This window comes from Streptomyces cinereospinus (assembly GCF_042430725.1).
GTDB lineage: Bacteria > Actinomycetota > Actinomycetes > Streptomycetales > Streptomycetaceae > Streptomyces > Streptomyces cinereospinus.
Genome location: NZ_JBHMCY010000001.1, coordinates 192,590 through 216,600, shown reverse-complemented (window position 1 = coordinate 216,600; position 24,011 = coordinate 192,590). Strand labels below are relative to the sequence as shown.

Genomic DNA, 24,011 nt, shown 5'->3' with positions numbered 1-24,011 from the left:
CCTCGGGCCCCTGGGGCTCCCCTTCCCGCGACCGTACGATGGAGGAGGTCCAGTGCCGTGTCTAGGAGGATGACCGTGGCCGAAGAGCTCCCGGAGACCCCGGTGGATGCTTCTGAGGAAGAGCCCGTCAAGCAGCGGAAGAACGGACTGTACCCGGGCGTGTCCGACGAGCTGGCCGAGAACATGAAGTCCGGCTGGGCCGACACCGAACTGCGCGACCTGCGGCCGATCCCGCAGGCCGCCGAGACCGCCGCCCGTCGCGCCGCGCTCTCCGCGCGTTTCCCGGGCGAGCGCCTGGTCGTCCCCGCGGGCAACCTCAAGACCCGCTCGAACGACACGGAGTACCCCTTCCGCGCTTCGGTGGAGTACGCGTACCTCACCGGCAACCAGACCGAGGACGGCGTACTGGTCCTGGAGCCCAAGGGCGACGGCCACCAGGCGACGGTCTACCTGCTGCCCCGCTCCAACCGGGAGAACGGCGAGTTCTGGCTGGACGGTCAGGGCGAGTTGTGGGTCGGCCGCCGGCACTCGCTGACCGAGGCGGAGCAGCTGTACGGCATCCCCGCGTCGGACGTCCGCGAGCTGGCCGGCGCGCTGCGGGAGGCCACCGGCCCGGTGCGGGTCGTCCGCGGCCACGACGCCGGCGTCGAGGCCGCGCTGACCGACAAGGTCACCGCCGAGCGGGACGAGGAGCTGCGGGTCTTCCTGTCCGAGATGCGGCTGGTCAAGGACGCCTTCGAGGTCGGCGAACTGCAGAAGGCCGTCGACTCGACCGTGCGCGGCTTCGAGGACGTGGTGCGGGTCCTGGACAAGGCCGAGGCGACCTCCGAGCGGTACATCGAGGGCACGTTCTTCCTGCGCGCCCGCGTGGAGGGCAACGACGTCGGCTACGGCTCCATCTGCGCGTCCGGGCCGCACGCCTGCACGCTGCACTGGGTGCGCAACGACGGCCCGGTGCGCCGGGGCGATCTGCTGCTGCTGGACGCGGGCGTGGAGACGCACACGTACTACACCGCCGACGTCACGCGGACGCTGCCCGTCAACGGGCGGTTCAGCGAGATCCAGCGGAAGATCTACGACGCGGTGTACGAGGCCCAGGAGGCCGGGATCGCGGCGGTGCGGCCGGGGGCGAAGTACCGGGACTTCCATGACGCGGCCCAGCGGGTGCTCGCCGGGAAGCTGGTCGAGTGGGGTCTGGTCGAGGGGCCCGTCGAGCGGGTGCTGGAGCTGGGGCTGCAGCGGCGGTGGACCCTGCACGGCACCGGGCACATGCTCGGGATGGACGTCCACGACTGCGCGGCGGCGCGGACCGAGACGTATGTGGACGGGGTCCTCGAACCGGGGATGTGCCTGACCGTCGAGCCGGGGCTGTACTTCCAGGCCGACGACCTGACCGTGCCGGAGGAGTACCGGGGCATCGGCGTGCGCATCGAGGACGACATCCTGGTGACCGAGGACGGGAACCGCAACCTCAGCGCCGGGCTGCCGCGGCGGGCGGACGAGGTCGAGGCCTGGATGGCCTCCCTGAAGGGCTGAGCCGCCACGGGGTGGCGTGCGGGGACGGCCGGGTGCCCACGGGCTGCCCGGCCGTCGTCGTCCACCGCCGTTCGTCGTCGTCCGTCGTCGTCCGTCGTCCGCGAACAGTGGGGTCCGCGGGCAGCGGGGTCCGCGGGCAGTGGAGTCCGCGGGCAGTGGAGTCCGCGGGCGGTGGGGTCCGGTGGCCGCCCGGTCAGGACGCCGTCATCAGCGGGGCGTCCGCTCTCCACTTGAGGATCTTGTCGAAGCTCACCACGGCGCCGTCCCGGCCGGGGTTGTTGCCGAAGTGGACGTGGTCGGCCAGTTCCTCGATGAGGCACATGCCGCGGCCGTGTTCGGCGTCGGGGCGGGCGGGCCGCGGGTGCGGGTGCGAGCGGTCGAAGCCCGGGCCGGAGTCGGTGACCTCGATGCGGCACTTCTCGCCGTCGAGGTAGGCGGTGACCCGGTACGCCTCCGAGGAGCGGCCGTGTGCGCTGCCCCCGCCGTGCTCCACGGCGTTCGCGCACGCCTCGGTGAGGGCGACGGAGAGGTCGTACGAGACGTCCGGGTCGACGCCCGCCGTCTCCATCGTGCCGAGCAGCAGACGCCGGGCGAGCGGCACGCTCGCGGCCTCACGCCGCAGATGGAGTGACCACCAGATGCTCATGCTCCAGCCTCCTGGCTGCGGCTCGACATACCGTTACCTATTACCGCGCGTAGGAGTGTGTAAGCGCAGAATCAACGTGATGCCGCCCATACGGGGGATGTTCTGAAGGTGGCGGACGGTGTATGTGGGGCCGGGGTGTGCCAGGTGGGTGACGACCGATGGCAGGCGGGCCGTGCGGGGCCGGGCAGGCCGGTACAGAACGGGATCTTCCGTGTCGACCGGAATGTTGCGGACCTGCCGTACGGGCGGGAGTCGCCCAGTGCGATGATGACCCCGCCATGTCTGCCCCCCACCCGCGCACGGCGCGCCCCGGAGCCGGGCTCCGGTTTCCGCGGGCCGCGGTCTTCGCCGCGGTCTGCGTCGTGCTGTCCGGGGCCGGCCACGCCATCGCCTCCTGCGCCACCGTCCCCCTGTGGACGCTGGGCGCCGGGTTCCTGGGCGTGCTGGCGGTCGCCGCGCCGCTCGCCGGGCGGGAGCGCTCGCTGCCGGGGATCGTGGCGCTGCTCGCGGCCGGGCAGACCGTGCTGCACACGCTCTTCGGACTGGGCCAGCACGGCACGGCGGCCGCGTCCGCCGGTGGCGCGGCGGCCTCCGACGCCGCGCTGGTCGCGCAGGCCGCACGGCTGGTGTGCGGGACCACGGCGGCGGCGCTCAGCCCGGCGCAGGCCCGGCGGATCCTCGTGGACGCCCGGCTGTACGAGGGCTCCGGTCCGGGCGCGCACGCCGCGCACCCCCCGGCGGACGCCCTGTCCACCGCCGCCGGCTCCGCCGCCGCCCTGCTGCCGTCCCTGCCCATGCTGCTCGGTCACGTCCTCGCGGCGGTCGCCGCGGGGTGGCTGCTGCGCCGCGGCGACCTCGCCCTGCTGCGGATCGCCGAACTGTCGGCGCAGTCGGTCGCCGAGGGGGTCGCGGAGGGGGCGCTCGTGCGCTCCCTGCGCGCGGCGTTCGCGCTGGCGCGCGCGCTGCGGGCCGGGCTCCCCGCAGCGCCGGACGCCCGCCCGCGCTTGCGGCGCGCACCCGCGCACGCGGTCCCCGAGCTTCGTACCGCCGCACTCCAGCACACGGTGATCCGGCGCGGACCGCCTGCCGCCGTGCTCGTCCTCGCCGCCTGACGCGACGCGCGCCGCCACTTCCTTCCGTGGGCCGCCGCCGTCGCGCGGCACGCGCGCGTACCCGTCGCACCGGGTGCGGCCCTCGCCGGGCACCGCCACGCGCGCGTATCCCTCTTCACCAACGGAATCCTCACTGAAGTGGAGTGCTCATCACCATGAAGGCCTCTCGTCTCGCCGCCGCCGGTGCCGTCGCCGCCTCGGCCGTCGTCGTCCTGTCCGCCCCCGCCTTCGCGCACGTCAGCGTGGAGCCGGAGGGCACCGCCGCCCAGGGCGCCTACGCGGTCGTCGGCTTCAGGGTCCCCAACGAGCGCGACAACGCCTCGACCACCCGGCTGGAGATCTCCTTCCCGGCCGAGCACCCGCTGTCCTCGGTCATGCCGGAGCCGGTGCCGGGCTGGGAGATCAAGGTGACCAAGTCGACGCTGGACAAGCCGATCGAGGCGCACGGGCGGCAGATCACCGAGGCGGTCAGCAAGGTCACCTGGACCGCCGACGGCACGGGCATCCAGCCGGGCTACTTCCAGAAGTTCCCGGTCTCCGTGGGCGCGCTGCCCGAGGACGCCGACGAACTCGTCTTCAAGGCGGTCCAGACGTACTCCAACGACGAGGTCGTGCGCTGGATCGAGGTGCCGCAGGAGGGCCAGGAGGAGCCGGAGAACCCGGCGCCCGTGCTGGAGCTGTCCGCCGCCGAGGACGGCCACCACGGCTCGGCGGGGTCGTCGGACGCCGCGGACTCCGCCGAGGAGCCCGCCGCCGACGCCTCGGCCGCCGCCGGCACCACCACCGAGGCCGCCGAGCCGGCCGACAGCACCGACACCACCGCCCGCGTCCTCGGGGTCGTCGGCATCGTCGTCGGCGCGGCCGGGGTGGCGTACGGCGTGCTGGCCGGCCGTCGGCGCGGCACCGCCGCCTGACCCCTCCCGCTCCGACGGTGTGCGCCGGGGCGTACGCCCCCGCCGTACGGCATCGCCGCGCGTGATGCCGTGGTGCGTGCGGGGCCATGCGCCCCCGGCCCCATCGGTTATCTCACATCTGGGACATTTTTCTATGCGCAAGAAGACGTTCGCGGCGGCCGCGCTGCTCGCCGCCGCCTCCCTGACCCTGTCCGCCTGCGGCACGCAGGACGACGGCGGTGCGCCCGTCACCGTGGTCTCCGAGGAGGCCGGCTCCGACAAGCCGGGCACCGTCCTCGACCAGCCGTTCGAGAAGCCGGACCTGGTCCTGACGGACACCGAGGGCCAGGAGTACGACCTCCGCAAGGAGACCGCGGGCAGGCCCACGCTGATCTACTTCGGCTACACCAACTGCCCCGACGTGTGCCCGCTGACGATGAACAACATCGCCGTCGCCAAGACCGAGCTGCCCCGCGCGGCGCAGGACGAGCTGCGGATCGTGTTCGTCACCACCGACCCGGAGCGGGACACCCCGGCCGCGCTCGGCACGTGGCTCCAGGGCATCGACCCGCAGGTCGTCGGGTTGACCGGGGACTTCGACACCATCCAGGCCGGCGCCCGCACGCTCGGCATCTCCATCGAGCCGCCGCACCAGGAGAAGGGCAAGACGGTCTCCACGCACGGCACCCAGGTCGTCGCCTTCTCGCCGAAGACCGACGCCGGATACGTCCTGTACGGCGAGGACGCCACCGTCGACGACTACATCAAGGACCTCCCCAAGCTCGTCAAGGGGGAGAACCCGTGAGGCGGACGGCCGTGTCGGCGGCCGCGCTGACGGGGGCGCTGGTGCTCGCGGGCTGCGGCTCCGACGCGCCGGCGGACCTCTCCGTCAGCGCCGCCTACATGCCGCAGCCCGTCTCGGACTCCATGGCGGCGGGCTTCCTGACCATCGCCAACGAGGGCGGTACGGCGGCCGAGCTGACATCCGTGACCAGCGACATCGGCGAGGTGACCGTGCACGAGACGGTCGACTCGGCGATGCGGGAGGCCACCGGGCTCGCGGTGCCCGCGCACGGTGAACTCGTCCTGGAGAGCGGCGGAAGCCACCTGATGTTCGAGCAGCTGAAGCGCAGGCCGAGGCAGGGCGAGACGGTCTCCGTCGAACTGCGCTTCGCCGGCGCCGACCCCGTCACGGTGGAGATGCCGGTGGAGTCCGCGACGTACACCCCGCACTCCGGGCACTGAGGGAGGGACCACCGTGACACCGACCATCGTTCCCCGCGTCCGGAGCCTGGTACTGCTGCTCCTGGCCGCCGCGGCGCTGCTCCTCGGCGGCGCGGCGCCCGCGTCCGCGCACGCCGCGCTGACCGGCAGCGACCCCCGGCAGGGGGCGGTGGTCGACACGGCCCCGGCGCAGGTCTCGCTCACCTTCTCCGAGGCCGTCTCGCTCTCCGACGACTCGCTCCAGGTGCTCGACCCCAAGGGTGAGCGGGCCCAGACCGGCGAGGCGCGCGCCGTCGGCGGCACGACGTACGCGGTGAAGCTGCGCCCGGGCCTGTCCGACGGCACGTACACGGTGGCCTACCAGGTGGTGTCCGCCGACAGCCATCCCGTGTCCGGCGCCTACACCTTCTCCATCGGCGCCCCCTCGTCGACCTCCGTGACACCGGCGGAGCGGACCGCCGGGGGCGGGGTCGTCGGATGGCTGTACGGGTTCGGGCGCTATGTCTCGTACGCCGGTTACGCCGTGCTGGCCGGCGGGGTGGCCTTCGTCCTGGCCTGCTGGCCGCGCGGCTCGGGCGTGCGGGCCGTGCAGCGGCTCGTCGTGTCGGGCTGGATGGCGCTCACCGCGGCGACGCTGGGGCTGCTGGCGCTGCGCGGCTCCTACACCCGCTCGGGGGCGCTCGGTGACGTCTTCGACCTCGATCTGCTCGGGCAGGTGCTCCAGACCAAGACGGGGGCGGCGCTCGTCTCGCGGCTGCTGCTGCTCGCGGCGGCGGCGCTGTTCATCGCCGTGCTCTTCGGCGCGTACGACAAACGGGACGACGGCGAGAAGCGGGATCTGACGTTCGCGCTGGCGCTCGGCGGGGGTGTCGTGGCCGCCGGGATCGCGGCGACCTGGGCGATGGCCGAGCACGCGTCCTCCGGGCTCCAGCCGGGGATCGCGATGCCGGTCGACGTCGTCCACCTGCTGGCGGTGGCGGCCTGGCTCGGCGGGCTGGGCGCGCTGCTGGTGTCGCTGTACCGGGCGCCGGTGCAGACCCCGCTCCCGGCGCGTGCCGTGCGGCGGTTCTCGCGGATCGCCTTCGGCAGTGTGCTCGCGCTCGTGGCGACCGGCCTGTACCAGTCGTGGCGCCAGGTCGGCTCCTGGTCGGCGCTCACCGGGACGCGGTACGGACAGCTGCTGCTGGTCAAGGTGGGGCTGGTGGTGCTGCTGGTCGGCGTGGCGTGGATCTCCCGGCGGTGGACCGGGCAGCTGGCGGAGAGCGTGGCCGCCGGTGCGGCGGGCAAGGGCCGCGAGCGGGAGAGTGCCAAGGCGGCGGCGCGGAACGGGTCAGGGGCGCGGGCCGGGTCCGGGTCCGGGGGTTCCCAGAGGGGTGCCGCCGGTGCCGGTGGGGACGAGCCGGGCAAGAGCAGCGGGTCCGGGGACTCGCGGCGGGCCGCTCAGCTCGCGCGGCAGCGGGCCGCCGTGGCCGCGGCGCGGCGGAAGCGGGAGCGGGACGCCGATCCGCAGCGCTACGGGCTGCGCCGCTCGGTGCTGGCCGAGGCGGGCGTCGCGGTGGTCCTGCTCGCGGTGACGACCGCCCTGACGTCCGCCGAGCCGGGACGCACGGTCGAGGAGGCCGAGGCGGCCGCCGCGTCCTCGTCGTCCGCCGCGTCCTCGGCCACCGGGGTGGTCACCCTGGACATGGCCTTCGACGCCGGCGGCACGGACGGCAAGGGCGTCGTACGGCTCGACATCGACCCCGCGCGGGTGGGCGGCAACGAGATGCACGTCTATGTGCAGCGCCCCAACGGGCGGGCCTTCGACCCCCCCGAGGTGAAGGTCGCCTTCACCCTGGAGTCCAGGAATCTCGGGCCGCTGCCCGTCGTTCCCGACCACATCACCACCGGACACTGGTCGGCGAGCGGAGTGCAGATCCCCATGGCGGGCGAGTGGAAGATCGCCGTGACCGTGCGGACCTCCGACATCGACCAAGTGACCGTCTCCAAGAACGCGCAGATCGGCTGAACATCACCATGGCTGACCACACGGCTGACCGGTCCACCGCAAGGGCCCGCACGGTCGGGACACCGCCCCCGGGGGCCGTCCCGGCGGACGCGCCTCCCCAGAGGGCCGTCTCGTCCGACGCGTCCCCCAGGGAGGGCCTTTCGCGCCGGACGCTGCTCGCCTCCGCCGGCGCCGGCGGGCTGGTGCTGGGCGCGGCGGGCGGTGCCGCCGGGTACGCCGCCGCGCCCGCGCGGGCGACACCGCTCACCTCGCTGGGTGCCGAGCAGGTGATGTTTCACGGGAAACATCAGCCCGGGATCACCACGCCGATGCAGGCGCGCGGCCACCTCGTCGCCTTCGACCTCGCCGCCGGCGCGGGCCGCAGGGAGGCGGCCGCCCTGCTGCGCCGCTGGTCCGGGACGGCCCGGCGGCTGATGGCGGGCGAGCCCGCCGGGGACGGCGACACGGACGTGGCGCGGGACGCCGGACCGTCGTCGCTGACGCTCACCTTCGGGTTCGGGCACAGCTTCTTCGGCCGTACGGGGCTGGAGAAGCGGCGGCCGGTCGCCCTCGACCCGCTGCCCGCCTTCTCCTCCGACCAACTCGACACGGCGCGCAGCAACGGTGACCTGTGGGTGCAGATCGGCGCGAACGACGCCCTGGTCGCCTTCCACGCCCTGCGCGCGATCCAGAAGGACGCGGGCGGCGCGGCCCGGGTCCGCTGGCAGATGAACGGCTTCAACCGGTCGCCGGGTGCCACCGCCCACCCCATGACGGCCCGCAACCTCATGGGCCAGGTCGACGGGACGCGGAACCCGAAGCCGGCGGACGCCGACTTCGACCGGCGGGTCTTCGTGCCGGAGTCCGGCGCTTCCGACCCGGCGTGGATGGCCGGCGGCTCCTACGCCGTCGTCCGCCGGATCCGCATGCTCCTCGACGACTGGGAGCGGCTCTCCCTCAAGGAGCAGGAGGACGTCATCGGGCGGCGCAAGTCCGACGGGGCGCCGCTGACGGGCGGGTCCGAGACGACCGAGATGGACCTGGAGAAGACGGACGCCGAGGGGAACCCGGTGGTCCCGGTCGACGCGCACGCGCGGATCAGCCGGCCCGACCAGAACGGGGGCGCGGCGATGCTGCGGCGCCCGTTCTCGTACCACGACGGCTTCGACGGGGACGGGGTGCCGGACGCGGGGCTGCTGTTCATCTGCTGGCAGGCGGATCCGCTGCGGGGGTTCGTGACCGTGCAGCGGAAGCTGGACCGGGGGGACGCGCTGTCGCCGTTCATCCGGCACGAGGCGAGCGGGCTGTTCGCCGTGCCGGGCGGGGCGGCGGACGGCGGATACGTGGGGCAGGCGTTGCTGGAGGGGTGAGCCGTCCCTCGCATCGCCGCGTGCACGGGCCGCTTCTTCCCTGGTCACCCCAGAAAGAGGGCGTGTTCACTCACGGGAGGCGGCCCCCGCACAACGCGTGAGCCGGGCGCCCGGCGCCCATTAGGGTGAGGACATGCCAGCGAGCTATGCGTATCTCGGTCCCGAAGGCACCTTCACCGAAGTCGCTCTGCGGACGCTGCCGGAGGCGGCGACCCGTGAGCTGATCCCCTACGTGTCCGTGCAGTCCGCGCTGGACGCGGTCCGCGTGGGTGAGGCCGAGGCCGCGTTCGTGCCGATCGAGAACTCCGTCGAGGGCGGCATCACCACCACCCTCGACGAGCTGGTCGCGGGCCAGCCGCTGATGATCTACCGCGAGGTGGTGCTGTCGATCACCTTCGCGCTGCTGGTCAGGCCCGGCATCGAGCTGGCGGACATCAAGACGGTCTCCGCGCACCCGGCGGCCCAGCCGCAGGTGCGCAACTGGCTGCAGCGGAACCTGCCGGACGCCGTCTGGGAGTCGGCCGCCTCGAACGCGGACGCCGCACGCCTGGTCCAGGAGGGCCAGTACGACGCCGCCTTCGCGGGCGAGTTCGCGGCCTCCCGGTACGGTCTGGTGGCCCTGGAGACCGAGATCCACGACGCGGAGAACGCGCAGACCCGGTTCGTGCTGGTCGGCCGGCCCGCCCGGCCCGCCGCGCCGACCGGTGCGGACAAGACGTCCGTGGTGCTGTGGCAGCGCGACGACCACCCCGGTGCCCTGCGCGATCTGCTGGGCGAGTTCGCCACCCGGGGCATCAACCTGATGCTGCTCCAGTCCCGGCCCACCGGTGCCGGCATCGGCAACTACTGCTTCTGCATCGACGCCGAGGGCCATATCTCCGACCGCCGGGTCGCCGACGCCCTGATGGGGCTGAAGCGGATCTGCCTCCAGGTGCGCTTCCTCGGGTCGTACCCGCGCGCGGGCATGCAGCCCGGGGAGGTGTCGCCGCCCCGGCCCGGAACGTCGGACGCCGAGTTCACCTCGGCGGCGGACTGGGTGGCCCGGTGCCAGGACGGCCGGTTCTGACCGGCCACCGACCGGTCCCACCTGCAGAGTGCCGTTATCCACAGGCGTTATCCACAGGTCCGCTTCTCGACCTGGGGACAAGTCGACAGTGAATCATGATGCTGTCGACAAATCGCCCTACAACCCTCTCTGGCATCCATCGGCGCGCAGGTCACCCTTCGTCCACCCTTTTCCTTCAGGTAACCCTTTGGGACGATGTACTTCCACCCAAAAGTGGGCGTAAGGGAAGTTTCCCCTGGGAATCCAAGGTTCTGCCGGGGTCCGCCGGATTGATCAATTCGAAATCCACAGTTCTTCCGCACACCCTGTGGATAACTTTTCGGCGGGTGGGGATTCCTGTGGACAACCAAGATCCCAAGTCCCTTCCCGCGCAGGGGAATCCAGTCAACCGGCACCTCCGCGACTGCCCCGAACAAGGGACCAGGGAGATCGTTATTGACCAGAACGCGCAATTGCCGACAATTCCCGCATACCGCCGCGTAAGCCGCAGTACGAAATAGTGAGTCGTGGGCCCTCACCCCGCACCGGTAGCCTGGAGCGCGTGATTGACCTTCGCCTGCTCCGTGAGGACCCCGACCGTGTGCGCGCCTCCCAGCGTGCCCGTGGAGAAGACGTCGCGCTCGTCGACGCCCTCCTGTCTGCCGACGAGCGGCGCAGGTCGTCCGGCGTCCGCTTCGACGAGCTGCGCAACGAGCAGAAGGGCCTCGGCAAGCTCATCGGCAAGGCCTCCGGCGACGAGAAGGCCGAGCTGCTCAAGCGCGCGAGCCAGCTCGCCGCCGACGTCAAGGCCGCCGACGCGGAGCGCGACGCGGCCGACACCGAGACCCAGGAACTGCTCCTCAAGCTCGGCAACCTCGTCCACCCGGACGTCCCCGTGGGCGGCGAGGAGGACTTCGTCACCCTGGAGACGCACGGCACGATCCGCGACTTCGGCGCCGAGGGCTTCGAGCCCCGGGACCACCTGGAGCTCGGCCAGATCCTCGGCGCGATCGACGTCGAGCGCGGCGCGAAGGTCTCCGGCTCGCGCTTCTACTTCCTCACCGGCGTCGGCGCGCTGCTGGAGCTGGCCCTGGTGAACGCCGCGATGGCGCAGGCCACGGCGGCCGGCTTCACCCCGATGCTCACCCCCGCGCTGGTCCGCCCGCAGTCCATGGCCGGCACCGGCTTCCTCGGGCAGGCCGCCCAGGACGTCTACCACCTCGCCGACGACGACCTGTACCTGGTCGGCACGTCCGAGGTGCCGCTGGCCGCGTACCACATGGACGAGATCCTCGACGCCGGCAAGCTGCCGCTGCGCTACGCGGGCTTCTCGCCCTGCTTCCGCCGCGAGGCCGGCTCGCACGGCAAGGACACCCGGGGCATCTTCCGCGTGCACCAGTTCGACAAGGTCGAGATGTTCTCCTACGTCGCCCCCGAGGACTCGCAGGCTGAGCACCAGCGCCTGCTGGAGTGGGAGAAGCAGTGGCTGACCTCGCTGGAGCTGCCGTTCCGGGTGATCGACGTGGCCTCCGGTGACCTCGGCGCCTCCGCCGCGCGCAAGTACGACTGCGAGGCGTGGATCCCGACCCAGGGCAAGTACCGTGAGCTGACCTCGACCTCGGACTGCACCGAGTTCCAGTCCCGCCGGCTGTCGATCCGTGTGCGCGAGGACAAGAAGGTGCGTCCGCTGGCGACGCTCAACGGCACCCTGTGCGCCGTACCGCGCACGATCGTCGCCATCCTGGAGAACCACCAGCAGGCCGACGGCTCGGTGCGGGTGCCCGAGGTGCTCCGCCCGTACCTCGGCGGCCGGGAGGTCCTGGCGCCGGTGGCCCCGTGAGCGGCGCGGACTCCGCCACCGGGTTCCCGTACCGGCTGATCGCCACCGACCTCGACGGCACGCTCCTGCGCTCCGACGACACGGTCTCGCGACGCACCCGGGACGCGCTCGCCGCGGCCACCGCGGCGGGCGCCGCCCACATCGTCGTCACCGGCCGCGCGGTCCCCTGGACCCGGCACATCCTCGACGACCTCGGCTACACCGGCCTCGCGGTCTGCGGCCAGGGCGCACAGGTGTACGACGCCGGCGAGCACCGGCTGCTGACGTCGGTGACCCTGGACCGGCAGCTGGCGGGGGTGGCCCTGGCCAAGATCGAGGCAGAGGTCGGTCCGCTCCACCTGGCGGCCAGTCGTGACGGCCTGGACGGCGAGGTGCTGATCGGGCCGGGCTACGCGCTCCAGGGCGGGCTGCCCGCGACGCCGTTCACCGAGGCGGCGGACCTCTGGTCCGCGCCGTTGAACAAGATCTACATCCAGCATCCGACGCTGACGGACGACGAACTCGCGGAGGAGGCCCAGCGGGCCGCGGGCGGCTTCGTCACCGTCACCATGGCGGGTCAGGGCATCGTCGAACTCCTCCCGCTCGGCCTGTCCAAGGCGACGGGGCTGTCCCTGGCCGCCCGGCGCCTGGGCGTGCAGGCCGCGGACACCATCGCCTTCGGCGACATGCCCAACGACATACCGATGTTCGCCTGGGCGGCCCGGGGCGTGGCGATGGCCAACGCCCACGAGGAACTGCGGGCGGTGGCGGACGAGGTGACCGCGTCCAACGAGGAGGACGGGATCGCGGTGGTGCTGGAGCGGTTGCTGGCGGGCTGAGGCCGGCCCTTGTTCCGGACGCGGTCCGCGGCGGGCCTTACGAGCCGGCCGAGCGGGTCAGCGCGTCCGGTGTGGCGCGGCGCGGTCCGGGCCGGTGCGGTGCGGGCCGGTGCGGTGCGGACCGGGCCGGTGCGGGCGCGGATCGGTACGGGCGCGGATCGGTGCGGGCGGCTGAGGGTGCGGCGGTGGAGGGTGCAGGCACGCGAGTCGGTGCGGGCGCAGGAGAATGCAGTACACAGACCGCAGCAGGCCGTGAAGGACGCAGGCACACAGACCGCAGCAGGCCGTGAAGGACGCAGGCACACAGGCCACGGCGGGCCGCGAAGGTGCAGGGCGGGGAGACCGCAGCGAGGCCGCGGAGGACGCGGATGCGCGGGCCACAGCGGGCCGCGAAGGACGCAGCCACGCAGACCCCAGCGGGCCGCGGAGGATGCGGATGCGCGGCCCGCTGCGGGCGGCGGAGGATGCACGGATCGAACGTGCGCGGGCTTTCCAGGCCCGACCATGGCTTAGCAAGCCAGTGCCTTACCACTCGGCCAATCCTCCGGGTGGGCGGCCCACGCGAGAGCGACATCGCGTGCTCGAAGCGGCCGCCCCGGGCAGTTCCCCGTGCGGGGCGGGCTCGACGGAGCGGTAACGGCTACTCCGGAGTCCGCCGCAGGCTGCCCTGACGGGAGCCGGACGTACTGCCGTGCATGGACATCGTCCGGCTCCTCTCCCGGTACGCGGCGCCGGCTCGGTCCCGGCGTCCTGGACGCAACCAGCATGCCCGCGCGCCCCGTTGGGCGCCACCGAATTAAGCGCGGCCGGAATCGCCCTACCGCCGCCGCCATCTGCGCCGGCGGACCTTGCTGAAGAACCAGCCCGCCGGCGGCTCGTCGGACCGCCACGGCTGCGGCTCGGGCTGCTCACGGCGCCAGCGGGCGGCCAGCATGCGGGCGCGCCCCGAGGGTTCCGCCGTCCCGGCCGCGCGGACGAAGTCGTCGTCCAGGACCACGTCGTCCCAGGCGTCGTCCCCGGATGGTTCCTGGTCCCCGTGCTGCGGCGTCCCGGCTGCCATCGCGTCCTCCCGTCCGTGCGGTGCCTGCCTCCGCCCAGTGTGCGCGGACGGAGGTCAAGGCGCCGTCAGGTCCGGGCCGCCGGGGCCCGGTCCCTCACTCCTCGCCGGCCAGCGTCAGCGTCCGCAGCTTCTGCGCGGCGTACCAGGTGGCGAGCACGGTGACCGCGACCAGCAGCACCGTCGCCGTCGGCAGCCCGACGTCCGAGGTCACCAGCTGACCGTCGCCCACCCTGTGGGCCACCGCCAGCGACCACTGCTGGACGCTGAGGGTGCGCGCCCCGGCCACCAGGGAGCCGAACAGCGCCTCCCAGACCAGCGCGTACACCAGGCCGAACACCACCGCGTGCCGGGAGACCGTGCCGAGCAGCAGGAACATCGCGGCGTAGGCGATCGAGGCGACCAGCGCGGCCACCGTGTAGGCGACGGCGATCTGCTGGCCGTTGCCGTTCAGGACGAAGCCGGCGATCAGCGTGGGCACCGCCGAGAACACCATGGTCACCGCGATCGCCACGATCAGCTTGGTGAAGATGATCGTCGGCCGTTTCACCGGCTTGGACAGCAGGTACACGACCGAGCCGTCGTCGATCTCGGGGCCGATCGCGCCCGTGCCCGCGATGACGCCGATGATCGGCACCATCGTGGCGAGCGCCAGCCCGCCGAGCAGGTCGGCGGCGGTCTGGTCGTCGGCGCCGGTCAGGGCGCGCACGACCACCGAGATGGCGATCAGCAGCAGCGGCAGCGCGCCGAGGATGAGGGCCCGGCGCCGGCCGAGCAGGGCCCGGTAGGTGAGCCGGGCGACTGTGGGGTCGTACATCTTCGGCCTCCTACGCCGCGACCAGGTACGAGAACACGGACTCGAGGGACTCGTCGGACGGCGAGACCGTCAGCAGACGGATGCCGTGGTCCCGGGCCACCCGGGGCAGCAGGGCGGTGAAGCGGCCGAAGTCGACGGCCTGGATGCGCAATGCTCCTTCGGCCAGGTCCACTTCGATGCCGGACGTCGACGGGTCGGCGATCAGCGCGGCCGCGAGGGCGCGGTCGTCGCTGGAGCGCACCAGGTAGCGGTGCGGGCGGTCGGTCATCAGGCGGCGGATCTTGCGGAAGTCACCGCTGGCCGCGTGCCGTCCGGCGATCACCACCTCGATGTGCCAGGCGAGTTGCTCGACCTCTTCGAGGATGTGGGAGGAGAACAGCACCGTGCGGCCCTCGTCGCCCATCCGCCGCAGCAGGTCCATCAGCTGCATCCGCTGGCGCGGGTCCATGCCGTTGAAGGGCTCGTCGAGCAGGAGCAGCGAGGGCTCGTGCACCAGCGCGCTCGCCATCTTCACGCGCTGCCGCATGCCCTTGGAGTACGTGGCGATCTTGCGGTCCTGCGCGTACTCCATCTCGACCGTCGCGAGCGCCTTCTGGGCCGCCTTGGCGCCGAGGCCGTGCAACTCGGCGTTGGCGACGACGAACTCGCGCCCGGTGAGGAAGTCGTACATCGCCTCGCGCTCGGGGACGATGCCGATGTGCCGGTAGATCGACTCGTTGCGCCACACCTGCCGGCCGTCGAGCGTGACCGTGCCGGTGGAGGAGGCCAGGAAGCCGCCCATCATGTTGATCAGGGTGGACTTCCCGGCGCCGTTGGGGCCGAGCAGGCCGGTGACGCCGGGGCCGATGGTCATGGTGACGTCGTTGACGGCGACCACGTTGCCGAACCAGCGGGAGACGTGGTCGAGGGAGAGCGTGGTCACAGTCCCACCTTCTTGTAGCGGCGCATCAGCAGGCCGTAGCTCGCGGCGATCAGGCCCAGGGTGACGACGAGGTAGACGGCGCCCTCGGCGGCCGTGGGGCCGATCCCGCCGGGGAACGTCGAGACCGCGCCGAGGAAGGCGGACTGCACGCCGTCGATGAGACTGACGGGCGAGAACAGGCCGATCCAGGCGATGGCGTCCGAGGTGCCCTGCGCGTCGGCGATGGCCTGCAGGGTGGAGACCGCGCCGTAGGAGATGGTCAGCACGGCGATCACGGCGGCGATGCCGAAGCCGCGGCGCGGGGTGACCGACGCGATGACCAGGCCGATGCCGGCCAGGAGCAGTGAGAGCAGTGTCACGGAGACGAGTCCTTGTGCGAATCCCTTGGTCTGGTCGGCGAAGTCGAGCTTGGCCAGCAGCGCGCCCGCGTAGAGGAGGAGCAGTGGGGCGGCGGTGAGGACGAACACCGCCGAGGCCAGCGCCGCGTACTTGGCGCGTACGTAGTCCGCGGCCTCGATGGGCCGCGAGAAGTACAGCGGGACCGTCTTGAAGCGCAGGTCCCGCGAGACCGACTGGGGCGCCTGGGCGGCGAGGTACAGGCTGATCACGGCCTGCATCATGATCGCGTAGCGCGTGTAGTCCACGGGCAGGTCGTCGGCCCGCGTGGCGACCGCGACGGCGACCATGATGGCCGCGGGCACGCACATCACCGCGAACAGCAGCATCGGCAGCACCTTGGACTTCACCGAGCGGCCGAGGCCGTAGGAGCCGCGCAGCGACTGCGAGTAGAGGGAGCGGCGCGCGTAGGCGCGGCCCAGGCGCGGGCCGTCGTACGCGCGGTAGCCGATGTTGTGGATGCGGGTCTGGTCACCCGGCGCCGTGGTCACGGGCTGCTCAACCGCCATGGCGGACCGCCTCCTTCCGCTGCTCGTCGGTGTCGGTGCGGCTCTCGGTCGTGAAGACCTCCGAGATGTGGTGCCGGCGCTGCTCCATGCGCACCAGGCCGAGGCCGAGCTCGGCGACCGTGTCCCGGACCAGGTCGTAGGTCTCCTCGCCCTGCGCGGTGAGCAGCAGGACGTGGCCGGCGCCGGGCAGTCCGCTGCCGGCGGCGACGGCGACCCCGCGCGCGTGGAGCGCCTCGCGCACCGCCCGGGTGCCGTCCGGGTGCTCGTCGGTGTCGGTGACCTCGATCGCCAGGGTCGTCGTGGTCTGGGTGAAGTCCGTGGTGGAGCTGGAGCGCAGGAGCTTGCCGCCGTCGACCACGACCACGTGGTCGCAGGTGCGCTCCAGCTCGCCCAGCAGGTGCGAGGTGACCAGCACGGAGATGCCGAAGTCGGTGTGGATGCGGCGGATCAGGCCGAGCATCTCGTCCCGGCCGACCGGGTCCAGGCCGTTGGTCGGCTCGTCCAGGAAGACCAGCCGCGGGTCGTGGACGAGGGCCTGGGCGAGCTTGACGCGCTGCTTCATGCCGGTGGAGTAGCCGCCGATGGGGCGGTAGCGCTCCTCGTACAGGCCGACGTGGCGCAGGGTGTCCGCGGTGCGTTCGCGCGCGGCGGACGGCGGGAGGCCGGACATGCGCGCCATGTGGACGACGAACTCGGTCGCCGAGACGTCGGGCGGCAGGCAGTCGTGCTCCGGCATGTACCCGACGCGCTCACGGATGGCGGCGCCCTCGGTGGCGACGTCGAGTCCGAGCACTTCGGCGCGGCCCTCGGTGGCGGGGGACAGACCCAGCAGGATCTTGATCAGTGTGGACTTGCCGGCCCCATTGGCTCCGACGAGTCCGGTCACACCGGGCCCGACGTCCACGGAGAGCCGGTCAAGCGCGGTCACCCGGGGGAACCGCTTGCTCAGGCTTTCGGTCGCGATCACAGTCACGTCGTCGACGATAGTGATGCACGCCACGTGAGTCGTCAGACCGCGGGGCCGTCTCCGGGTCAGCCTCGAGTAGGACGGGACCCTGAGCGTTCCCCTGAGGCACCACCGGCGCGTCCCTGGTCGTCCACATCCGCGCGGCTGTCCACAGGCCCGCGCGGGTCCTTTTGTCCACAGGCCCCCGCGGTCCCTTGACGCGGCCTTGGACGACTGTCACATTCATCGATGTCACGAGGTACGCGAGCGAGGCTCCCCGCGTGGGAGTGCGGCGCTGGGCGGAGGAGGAGTGACGGTGCTTGCAGGAGCGCGGGAGCGCCGGGTGCGCACGGGCGGGGTCGAGCTGTGCGTGGCCGAGCTGGGGGATCCGGAGCAGCCGACGGTGGTCCTCGTGCACGGCTACCCGGACAGCAAGGAAGTGTGGTCCGAGGTCGCGGTCCGCCTCGCCGGACACTTCCACGTCGTGCTGTACGACGTCCGGGGCCACGGCCGGTCGACGGCGCCGCGGCCGCTGCGCGGCGGGTTCACGCTGGAGAAGCTGACGGACGACTTCCTGGCCGTCGCGGACGCGGTGAGCCCGGACCGTCCGGTGCACCTGGTGGGGCACGACTGGGGGTCGGTGCAGGCCTGGGAGTTCGTCACCGTGCCGCGCACCAGGGGCCGGATCGCCTCCTTCACCTCGATGTCGGGGCCGTCCCTGGACCACTTCGGCCACTGGCTCAAGCAGCGGGTCAGGCGTCCCACCCCGCGCCGGGTCGGCCAGTTCCTCGGACAGGGCGCCAAGTCCTGGTACGTGTATCTGCTGCACACGCCCGTCCTGCCCGAACTGGCCTGGCGCGGCCCGCTCGGCAGGCGCTGGCCGCGCATCCTGGAGCGCGTCGAGAAGGTCCCCTCCGGCGCCTACCCGACCCCCTCGCTGCCCACCGACGCGGCCCACGGGGCGTGGCTGTACCGGGACAACGTGCGGCCCCGGCTGCGCATGCCCCGCCCGGACGCGTACGCGCACGCGCCCGTGCAGCTCATCACGCCCCTCGGGGACGCCTTCCTGTCCGAGCGGCTCTACGACGACCTGGAGCGGTGGGCTCCGCACCTGACCCGGCGGACGCTGCCCGACCGGCACTGGATCCCGCGCACGCGTCCGGACCAGCTCACCGCCTGGATCGGGGAGTTCGTGCGCGCGACCGAAGGCGGCAGACCGGTGATCGAGGCGACGGGCCGCTGGGCCGACCGCTTCGGCGGGCAGCTCGTGCTGGTCACGGGCGCGGGCAGCGGCATCGGCAGGGCCACCGCGCTGGCCTTCGCGCGGGCCGGCGCGCGCGTGATCGCCGTCGACCGGGACGCGGAGGCGGCGGCGCGGACCGCCGGGGCATGCCGCCGGAGCGGTGCGCGGGAGTCCTGGGCCGAGACGGTCGACGTCTCCGACGAGCACGCGATGGAGAAGCTCGCGCAGCGGGTCGCCGCCGCGTACGGCGTCGTGGACGTGCTGGTGAACAACGCCGGGATCGGCCTGGCCGGTCCCTTCCTGGACACCACTCCGGACGACTGGCGCAAGGTCCTCGACGTCAACCTGTGGGGTGTGATCCACGGCTGCCGGCTGTTCGGGCGGCAGATGGCCGAGCGCGGTCAGGGCGGCCACATCGTCAACACCGCGTCGGCGGCGGCGTACCAGCCCTCCCGGGCGCTGCCCGCCTACAGCACCTCCAAGGCGGCCGTGCTGATGCTCAGCGAGTGCCTGCGCGCCGAACTCGCCGGGCGGGGCATCGGCGTGACCGCGATCTGCCCCGGCTTCGTCCACACCAACATCACGTCGACGGCGCACTTCGCGGGCGTGGACGAGGTGGAGGCGAAGCGCCGCCGGGAGCGGTCCGCCCGCCTGTACGGGCTGCGGAACTACCCGCCGGAGAAGGTGGCCGACGCGATCCTGCGCGCGGTCGCGCGCAACGAGGCGATGGTGCCGGTGACGCCTGAGGCGCGCGCCGCCCACCTGCTGGCGCGGTTCCTGCCGGGTGCGTTGCGCAGGATCGCCCGGGTGGAGATCCGTCTGTGAGCGGGGTCCGGGGCCGCCCGGGCGGAAGGCCCTCTGTGCGGTGGGGCCAGCGCCGCCCGGGCGGACTCCCGTCTGCGAACGAGGCCCAAGGCCGCCCGGGCGGACTCCCGTCTGCGAGCGGGGCCCACGTATGAGCGGGCGGACGTACCGGATCGAGGACCTCGCCCATCTCACCGGCACCACCGTCCGCACCATCCGCGCCTACCAGGACCGCGGCGTCCTCCCCCGCCCGGAGCGCCGAGGCCGCGCCAACGCCTACACGGACACGCACGTCGACCGTCTGCACCAGATCGCCGACCTCCTGGACCGCGGCTACACCCTGGCCTCGATCAAGGAGCTGCTGGAGGCCCACGACACCGGGCGGGGCCTCGGCGGGATCCTCGGGCTGGTCACCGAGGTGGACAGCCCCTGGACCGGTGAGGAGCCGTCGCGGATCACCCGCGCCGAGCTGACCGAGCGCTTCGGCGGCGCCTCCGACGACACGGCGATCGCCCAGGCCGTGGAGCTCGGCGTACTGGAGCCGGTCCCGGGCGACACGGACGTGTTCGTCGTCCCGGGCCCCCAGGAGCTGGCGGTGGCGGTGGAGCTGCACGCCGCCGGGGTGCCGCTGTCCGCGATCGCCGGTCATCTGCGGGAGCTGAGGGCACAGGTCGAGCACATCACCGCCCGCTTCCTGGAGTTCACCACCGAGCACGTCTTCGCCCGCCGGCTCGACGGACCGCACCCTGCGACCGCCGCGGACGCTGCGGAGGCGGCGTCCCTGGTACGGCGGCTGCGCCCGCTCGCCCGCCAGACGGTGGACGCCGAACTGGCGCGTGCGATGCGCGCGTCGGCGTCCCGGCACCTGCGCCGGCGGCTCGGCGGACGCGTCGCCGCCGGCACGGGGGACGGGATGCGACCGGTGCGGATACCGGCGGACACGGTGCGGGCCGTCGAGACGCTGGTCGGCGCCGAGCAGGCGGGGACGTTCGTGGCGCTCGCCGTCGAGCGGGAGGTGCGGGCGCGGATGCTGGACGAACTCGCGGCGAGCGGGCCACGGAGGCCGGACGCCGACGAAGAGGCGTGATGCGCCGGGGTACTTGTCCACAGCCCGGGCCATTTCGCTGTGGATAACCTCAGTTCATTGTGGATCAAACCTCTGGGACTACATCACGTGCGTGATCCACGTCTCTCCCGGCATGCTGAGGGCATGGACGAAAGACGCACCGTGAAGGTGTCGAAGTACCTCTCCAAGCATCTGCGCCACCAGCCCGAGCGCATCGGGATCAGGCTGGACGCGAGCGGCTGGGTCGAGATCGACACGCTGATCGCGGCGGCGGCCGCGCACGGGTTCCGGTTCACCCGCGAGGAGCTGGACCATGTGGTCGCCAGGAACGACAAGAAGCGCTTCGCGATCGAGGGCACCCGGATCCGGGCCAGTCAGGGACACAGCGTCGAGGTCGACCTCGGACTGCCCCCGGCGACCCCGCCGCCCTCCCTCTACCACGGCACCGTGGACGCCGCCCTGGAGGCGATCCGCGCGGAGGGGCTCAGGCCGATGAACCGCCATGACGTGCACCTCTCCGCCGACCGCGAGACCGCGACCCGGGTCGGCGCCCGCCGAGGGCGCCCGGTGGTGCTTGCGGTGGACGCGGGCGCGATGCACCGCGACGGCCATGTGTTCCAGGTCAGCGCGAACGGCGTGTGGCTGACCAAGGGCGTACCCCCGCAGTACCTGCGTCTTCCCGACGACCGTTTCACGTGAAACACCGGCTGCCGCTTAGGCTCGGGTCCATGAGTCTGCGTCTGAGCACTGTGATCCTTCCCTGCCGCCGCTGGCACGAGGGCGGCCGTGCGGCCTGGCAGCGCGCGGAGCAGCTCGGTTTCCACGCCGCGTACACCTACGACCACCTGTCCTGGCGGAGCTTCCGGGACGGCCCGTGGTTCAGCGCCGTGCCCACCCTGACCGCCGCCGCGGCCGTCACCGACCGGATGCGTCTGGGCACGCTGGTCACCTCGCCGAACTTCCGGCATCCGGTGACCCTCGCCAAGGAGCTGATCTCCCTGGACGACGTCTCCGGCGGCCGCGTCACGCTCGGGATAGGCGCGGGCGGCACCGGCTTCGACGCCACGGCGCTCGGGCAGGAGGCCTGGACGCCCAAGGAGCGCGCCGACCGGTTCGCCGAGTTCGTGCCACTGCTGGACCGGCTGCTCACCGAGGGCGCGGTGTCGTACAGGGGCGACCACTACGCGGCGCACGAGGCCCGCAACATCCCCGGCTGTGTGCAGCGCCCCCGGCTGCCGTTCGCGGTGGCCGCGACCGGCCCGCGGGGGCTGAAGCTCGCCGCCCGCCACGGGCAGGCCTGGGTGACGACCGGTGACCCCACGCTGTACGCGGAGGGCACGCCCGAGGAGTCGGTGCAGGCCATACGCCGGCAGACCGAGCGGCTCGCCGACGCCTGCGCCGCGACCGGCCGTGATGCCTCCGGCATGGACAAGGTCCTGCTCACCGGGTTCACCCCGGACCGCGGCCGGCCGCTGGAGTCCGTCGACGCGTTCGTGGACTTCGCCGGGCGGCACCGGGAGCTGGGCTTCACGGAGATCGTGGTCCACTGGCCCGTCCCGGACTCGGACTTCGCGGCGGAGGAGCGGGTCTTCGAGCGGATCGCGATGGAGGCGCCGGCCCAGCTGAGCTGAGCCGGACCGGTCAGGGGTGAGCAGTCTCTCCACTCACCCGTGCTGACTCCTGCCCGCCCGTGCAGGCGTATGCGCGAGAATGGCCGGGTGACCTCAGCGACTCGACAGCCCGAGATCCCGGCCGCCGCCGTCCCGCCCCGGCTGATCGCCACCGACCTCGACGGCACGCTGCTGCGCGACGACAAGTCGGTCTCCCCACGGACGATCGCCGCCCTCGCGGCCGCCGAGGAGGCGGGCATCGAGGTCTTCTTCGTCACCGGCCGTCCGGCGCGCTGGATGGGTGTCGTCAGTGACCACGTCCACGGTCACGGCCTGGCGATCTGCGGCAACGGCGCCGCCGTGGTCGACCTGCACGGCGGCCCCGGCGCCCATCGGTTCGTCAAGGTGCGGGAGCTGGCCCGGGAGAACGCGCTGGACGTCGTGCGACTGCTGCGGGAGGCGGCGCCCGGCACGGTGTACGCGGTCGAGCAGACGTACGGCTTCTACCAGGAGCCGGGCTATCCCAAGCTGCACATGGAGGTCCCGGACGGCCTGGCCGCGGCCGAGCGGCTGCTGACGCCGGACGCGCCCGGCGCGGGCGAGCCGGTGCTCAAGATCCTCGCCTACCACCCCGAGATCGACCCGGACGCCTTTCTCACCCTGGCCCGCCTGGCCATCGGCGAGCGCGCCAACGTCACCCGGTCCAGCCCCAGCGCCCTGCTGGAGATCAGCGGCCCCGGCGTCTCCAAGGCCAGCACGCTGGCCCTGTGCTGCGCCGAGCGCGGCATCTCCCACGAGGAGGTCGTCGCCTTCGGTGACATGCCCAACGACGTGGAGATGCTCACCTGGGCAGGTCAGTCGTACGCCATGGGCAACGCCCACCCGGACGTGATCGCCGCGGCGTCGGGCCGGACGGTCGCCAACAACGACGACGGGGTGGCGGTCGTGATCGAGCGGATGCTGGCGCGGCGGGCCTGACCCTCCGCGAGCGCTCCGTCGTTACGGCCGGCCGCCGTCCCGGTGCCGCGCCCCGGCCGCCGTCCGCGTGCCACCAAGGGCCGCCGTCCCGTGTGTCGTCAGAGGCGCACCCCGCGTGCCGCCAGCCACGGCAACGGATCCACTCCCGACCCGAATTCCGGCGTGACCCGCACCTCGAAGTGCAGGTGCGGGCCGGTGGAGTTGCCGGTCGTGCCGGACTGCCCGATGCGCTGTCCGGGCCGCACACGCTCCCCCTGCTCGACGGCGACGGAGGAGAGATGGGCGTACTGCGTCCAGTAGCCGCCGGGGTGCGCGATCACGATCTGGATGCCGAAGGCGCCGCCGCAGGAGACCGCCGCGACCCGGCCCTCGCCGACCGTCCGCACGAACGTACCGATCGGCACCGCGAAGTCCTGCCCGGTGTGCCGGTCGGCCCACCGCGCGCCGCCGCTGCCGAAGGCCGCGGACAGCTGATACGTCCTCAGCGGCGCCACCCACGCGCGCGTGGCGGACCTGTCCGGCTGGGCGAGCCGGACCGCGCTCCGGCAGGCGCCCGACGCGGCCGAGGAGTCGGCCTCCGCCCGGAGCCGCTCACGGGCCCTGGCCAGCTTGCGCTCGATGTGCTGTTTCAGCTCCGCGAGTTCGCCGTTGTGCACCTGGAGGGCCCGCCACTGCGTCGCTGCCTTCCGCTCGTCCGCCGCGAGCCGGGCCTCCGCACGACGGCTCCTGCTGATCGCGTGCCTCAGGGCGTGGTCGGCCTCCGACACCGCGCGCTGCCCGCGCAGCAGTCCCTCCGGGTCGTCCGCGAGGAGCATCCGCGCGGTGAGGGACACGTCCCCGCCGCTCCGGTACTGGGCGCGCGCGATCCGTCCCAGGTCCTCGTGCAGGACGGCGAGCTGCCGCCGCTCGCGGACGAGCCGCTTCTCCAGCTGCCGGGCGCGCGTCCGCTCGGCCTCGGCCGCGCGGCGGCCCTCCTCGTACTGCCGCGTCGCCGCGGCCGCGTCCTCGTACAGCCGCGCCACCTCGGCACTGGCCCCCGGGTGGGCGCCGCCCCGGGCGGGGCTGCCCCCGGGCGTCTCGGTGGGCCGGGCCACGAGCACGGCGAGCGCGCACAGCAGCGCCGGCAGGAGCCAGCGGGGACGGCGGGATGAGCGCATGGGAGCGATCCTGGCCCGCGCGGCCGCCGGCGGTC

The 24,011-nt window shown here is 73.0% G+C and carries 22 protein-coding genes and 1 tRNA gene; 15 read left to right on the top strand and 8 right to left on the bottom strand.

Features of this window, described 5'->3' with window-relative positions; all coding sequences use genetic code 11:
* Positions 1-69 precede the first annotated feature (69 nt).
* Positions 70-1,536: an aminopeptidase P family protein gene (locus ACFF45_RS00960; protein WP_381340570.1), complete on the top strand. Its 1,467-nt coding sequence runs from the start codon at positions 70-72 to the stop codon at positions 1,534-1,536.
* 193 nt (positions 1,537-1,729) lie between these two features.
* On the opposite strand, the gene ACFF45_RS00955 is transcribed toward ACFF45_RS00960, so the two are convergent.
* Positions 1,730-2,182, bottom strand: coding sequence for an ATP-binding protein (locus ACFF45_RS00955; protein WP_381340507.1), 453 nt, complete (start codon positions 2,180-2,182; stop codon positions 1,730-1,732).
* Between the two features lie 278 nt (positions 2,183-2,460).
* Between ACFF45_RS00955 and ACFF45_RS00950 the strand changes: the two genes are divergently transcribed.
* The 9 genes from ACFF45_RS00950 to ACFF45_RS00910 all read left to right on the top strand — a co-directional run bounded on the left by ACFF45_RS00950 (position 2,461) and on the right by ACFF45_RS00910 (position 12,471).
* Complete coding sequence (locus ACFF45_RS00950; RefSeq protein ID WP_381340504.1) at positions 2,461-3,294, top strand: hypothetical protein; 834 nt, start codon at positions 2,461-2,463, stop codon at positions 3,292-3,294.
* 155 nt (positions 3,295-3,449) lie between these two features.
* Positions 3,450-4,208 carry a YcnI family copper-binding membrane protein gene (locus tag ACFF45_RS00945; protein ID WP_381340502.1) on the top strand — a complete coding sequence of 253 codons (759 nt, stop codon included), beginning with the start codon at positions 3,450-3,452 and terminating at the stop codon, positions 4,206-4,208.
* A gap of 133 nt (positions 4,209-4,341) precedes the next feature.
* On the top strand, positions 4,342-4,992 hold the full coding sequence (locus ACFF45_RS00940; protein ID WP_381340499.1) for an SCO family protein: 651 nt from the start codon (positions 4,342-4,344) through the stop codon (positions 4,990-4,992).
* Positions 4,989-5,432 (top strand): copper chaperone PCu(A)C, encoded by a 444-nt coding sequence (locus tag ACFF45_RS00935; protein ID WP_381340497.1) that lies wholly within the window; start codon positions 4,989-4,991, stop codon positions 5,430-5,432. Before ACFF45_RS00940 ends, ACFF45_RS00935 begins: the two co-directional genes overlap by 4 nt.
* Before the next feature lie 13 nt (positions 5,433-5,445).
* Positions 5,446-7,419, top strand: coding sequence for a copper resistance CopC/CopD family protein (locus ACFF45_RS00930; RefSeq protein WP_381340494.1), 1,974 nt, complete (start codon positions 5,446-5,448; stop codon positions 7,417-7,419).
* 8 nt (positions 7,420-7,427) lie between these two features.
* The gene (efeB, locus tag ACFF45_RS00925) at positions 7,428-8,768 is read left to right on the top strand and encodes an iron uptake transporter deferrochelatase/peroxidase subunit (RefSeq protein WP_381340492.1); all 1,341 of its coding nucleotides are present in this window, start codon (positions 7,428-7,430) and stop codon (positions 8,766-8,768) included.
* Positions 8,769-8,901: 133 nt separating this feature from the next.
* Complete coding sequence (gene pheA, locus ACFF45_RS00920; RefSeq protein ID WP_381340490.1) at positions 8,902-9,834, top strand: prephenate dehydratase; 933 nt, start codon at positions 8,902-8,904, stop codon at positions 9,832-9,834.
* Positions 9,835-10,375: 541 nt separating this feature from the next.
* Positions 10,376-11,653: a serine--tRNA ligase gene (gene serS / locus ACFF45_RS00915; protein WP_381340487.1), complete on the top strand. Its 1,278-nt coding sequence runs from the start codon at positions 10,376-10,378 to the stop codon at positions 11,651-11,653.
* Complete coding sequence (locus ACFF45_RS00910; RefSeq protein ID WP_381340485.1) at positions 11,650-12,471, top strand: HAD family hydrolase; 822 nt, start codon at positions 11,650-11,652, stop codon at positions 12,469-12,471. Before serS ends, ACFF45_RS00910 begins: the two co-directional genes overlap by 4 nt.
* A 458-nt stretch (positions 12,472-12,929) precedes the next feature.
* Here ACFF45_RS00910 and ACFF45_RS00905 read toward each other — a convergent pair.
* The 6 genes from ACFF45_RS00905 to ACFF45_RS00880 all read right to left on the bottom strand — a co-directional run bounded on the left by ACFF45_RS00905 (position 12,930) and on the right by ACFF45_RS00880 (position 17,139).
* A tRNA-Ser gene (locus ACFF45_RS00905) sits at positions 12,930-13,017 on the bottom strand.
* Positions 13,018-13,288: 271 nt separating this feature from the next.
* Positions 13,289-13,531, bottom strand: a complete 243-nt coding sequence (locus tag ACFF45_RS00900) for an SGM_3592 family protein (protein ID WP_381340482.1) — start codon at positions 13,529-13,531, stop codon at positions 13,289-13,291.
* A gap of 94 nt (positions 13,532-13,625) precedes the next feature.
* Positions 13,626-14,345 carry an ABC transporter permease subunit gene (locus ACFF45_RS00895; protein ID WP_381340480.1) on the bottom strand — a complete coding sequence of 240 codons (720 nt, stop codon included), beginning with the start codon at positions 14,343-14,345 and terminating at the stop codon, positions 13,626-13,628.
* Between the two features lie 10 nt (positions 14,346-14,355).
* Entirely contained in the window at positions 14,356-15,267 is a 912-nt protein-coding gene (locus tag ACFF45_RS00890) for an ABC transporter ATP-binding protein (protein ID WP_381340478.1), read from the bottom strand.
* Positions 15,264-16,172 (bottom strand): ABC transporter permease, encoded by a 909-nt coding sequence (locus ACFF45_RS00885; RefSeq protein ID WP_381340475.1) that lies wholly within the window; start codon positions 16,170-16,172, stop codon positions 15,264-15,266. The genes ACFF45_RS00890 and ACFF45_RS00885 overlap by 4 nt, the downstream gene beginning before the upstream one ends.
* Complete coding sequence (locus ACFF45_RS00880; protein ID WP_381340566.1) at positions 16,162-17,139, bottom strand: ABC transporter ATP-binding protein; 978 nt, start codon at positions 17,137-17,139, stop codon at positions 16,162-16,164. The genes ACFF45_RS00885 and ACFF45_RS00880 overlap by 11 nt, the downstream gene beginning before the upstream one ends.
* A gap of 289 nt (positions 17,140-17,428) precedes the next feature.
* On the opposite strand from ACFF45_RS00880, the gene ACFF45_RS00875 reads away from it, so the two are divergent.
* The 5 genes from ACFF45_RS00875 (at position 17,429) to ACFF45_RS00855 (ending at position 22,819) form a co-directional block, all read left to right on the top strand.
* On the top strand, positions 17,429-19,186 hold the full coding sequence (locus tag ACFF45_RS00875) for an SDR family oxidoreductase (protein WP_381340473.1): 1,758 nt from the start codon (positions 17,429-17,431) through the stop codon (positions 19,184-19,186).
* A gap of 130 nt (positions 19,187-19,316) precedes the next feature.
* A complete protein-coding gene (locus tag ACFF45_RS00870; RefSeq protein ID WP_381340471.1) occupies positions 19,317-20,252 on the top strand; it encodes a MerR family transcriptional regulator in 936 nt (311 codons plus the stop codon).
* 123 nt (positions 20,253-20,375) lie between these two features.
* On the top strand, positions 20,376-20,930 hold the full coding sequence (locus ACFF45_RS00865; RefSeq protein WP_381340468.1) for an RNA 2'-phosphotransferase: 555 nt from the start codon (positions 20,376-20,378) through the stop codon (positions 20,928-20,930).
* Between the two features lie 29 nt (positions 20,931-20,959).
* Positions 20,960-21,862: an LLM class flavin-dependent oxidoreductase gene (locus ACFF45_RS00860; RefSeq protein WP_381340466.1), complete on the top strand. Its 903-nt coding sequence runs from the start codon at positions 20,960-20,962 to the stop codon at positions 21,860-21,862.
* Positions 21,863-21,931: 69 nt separating this feature from the next.
* Entirely contained in the window at positions 21,932-22,819 is an 888-nt protein-coding gene (locus ACFF45_RS00855; protein WP_381340463.1) for a Cof-type HAD-IIB family hydrolase, read from the top strand.
* A gap of 98 nt (positions 22,820-22,917) precedes the next feature.
* Here ACFF45_RS00855 and ACFF45_RS00850 read toward each other — a convergent pair whose 3' ends face one another.
* Entirely contained in the window at positions 22,918-23,976 is a 1,059-nt protein-coding gene (locus ACFF45_RS00850; protein ID WP_381340461.1) for a M23 family metallopeptidase, read from the bottom strand.
* Positions 23,977-24,011 lie beyond the last annotated feature (35 nt).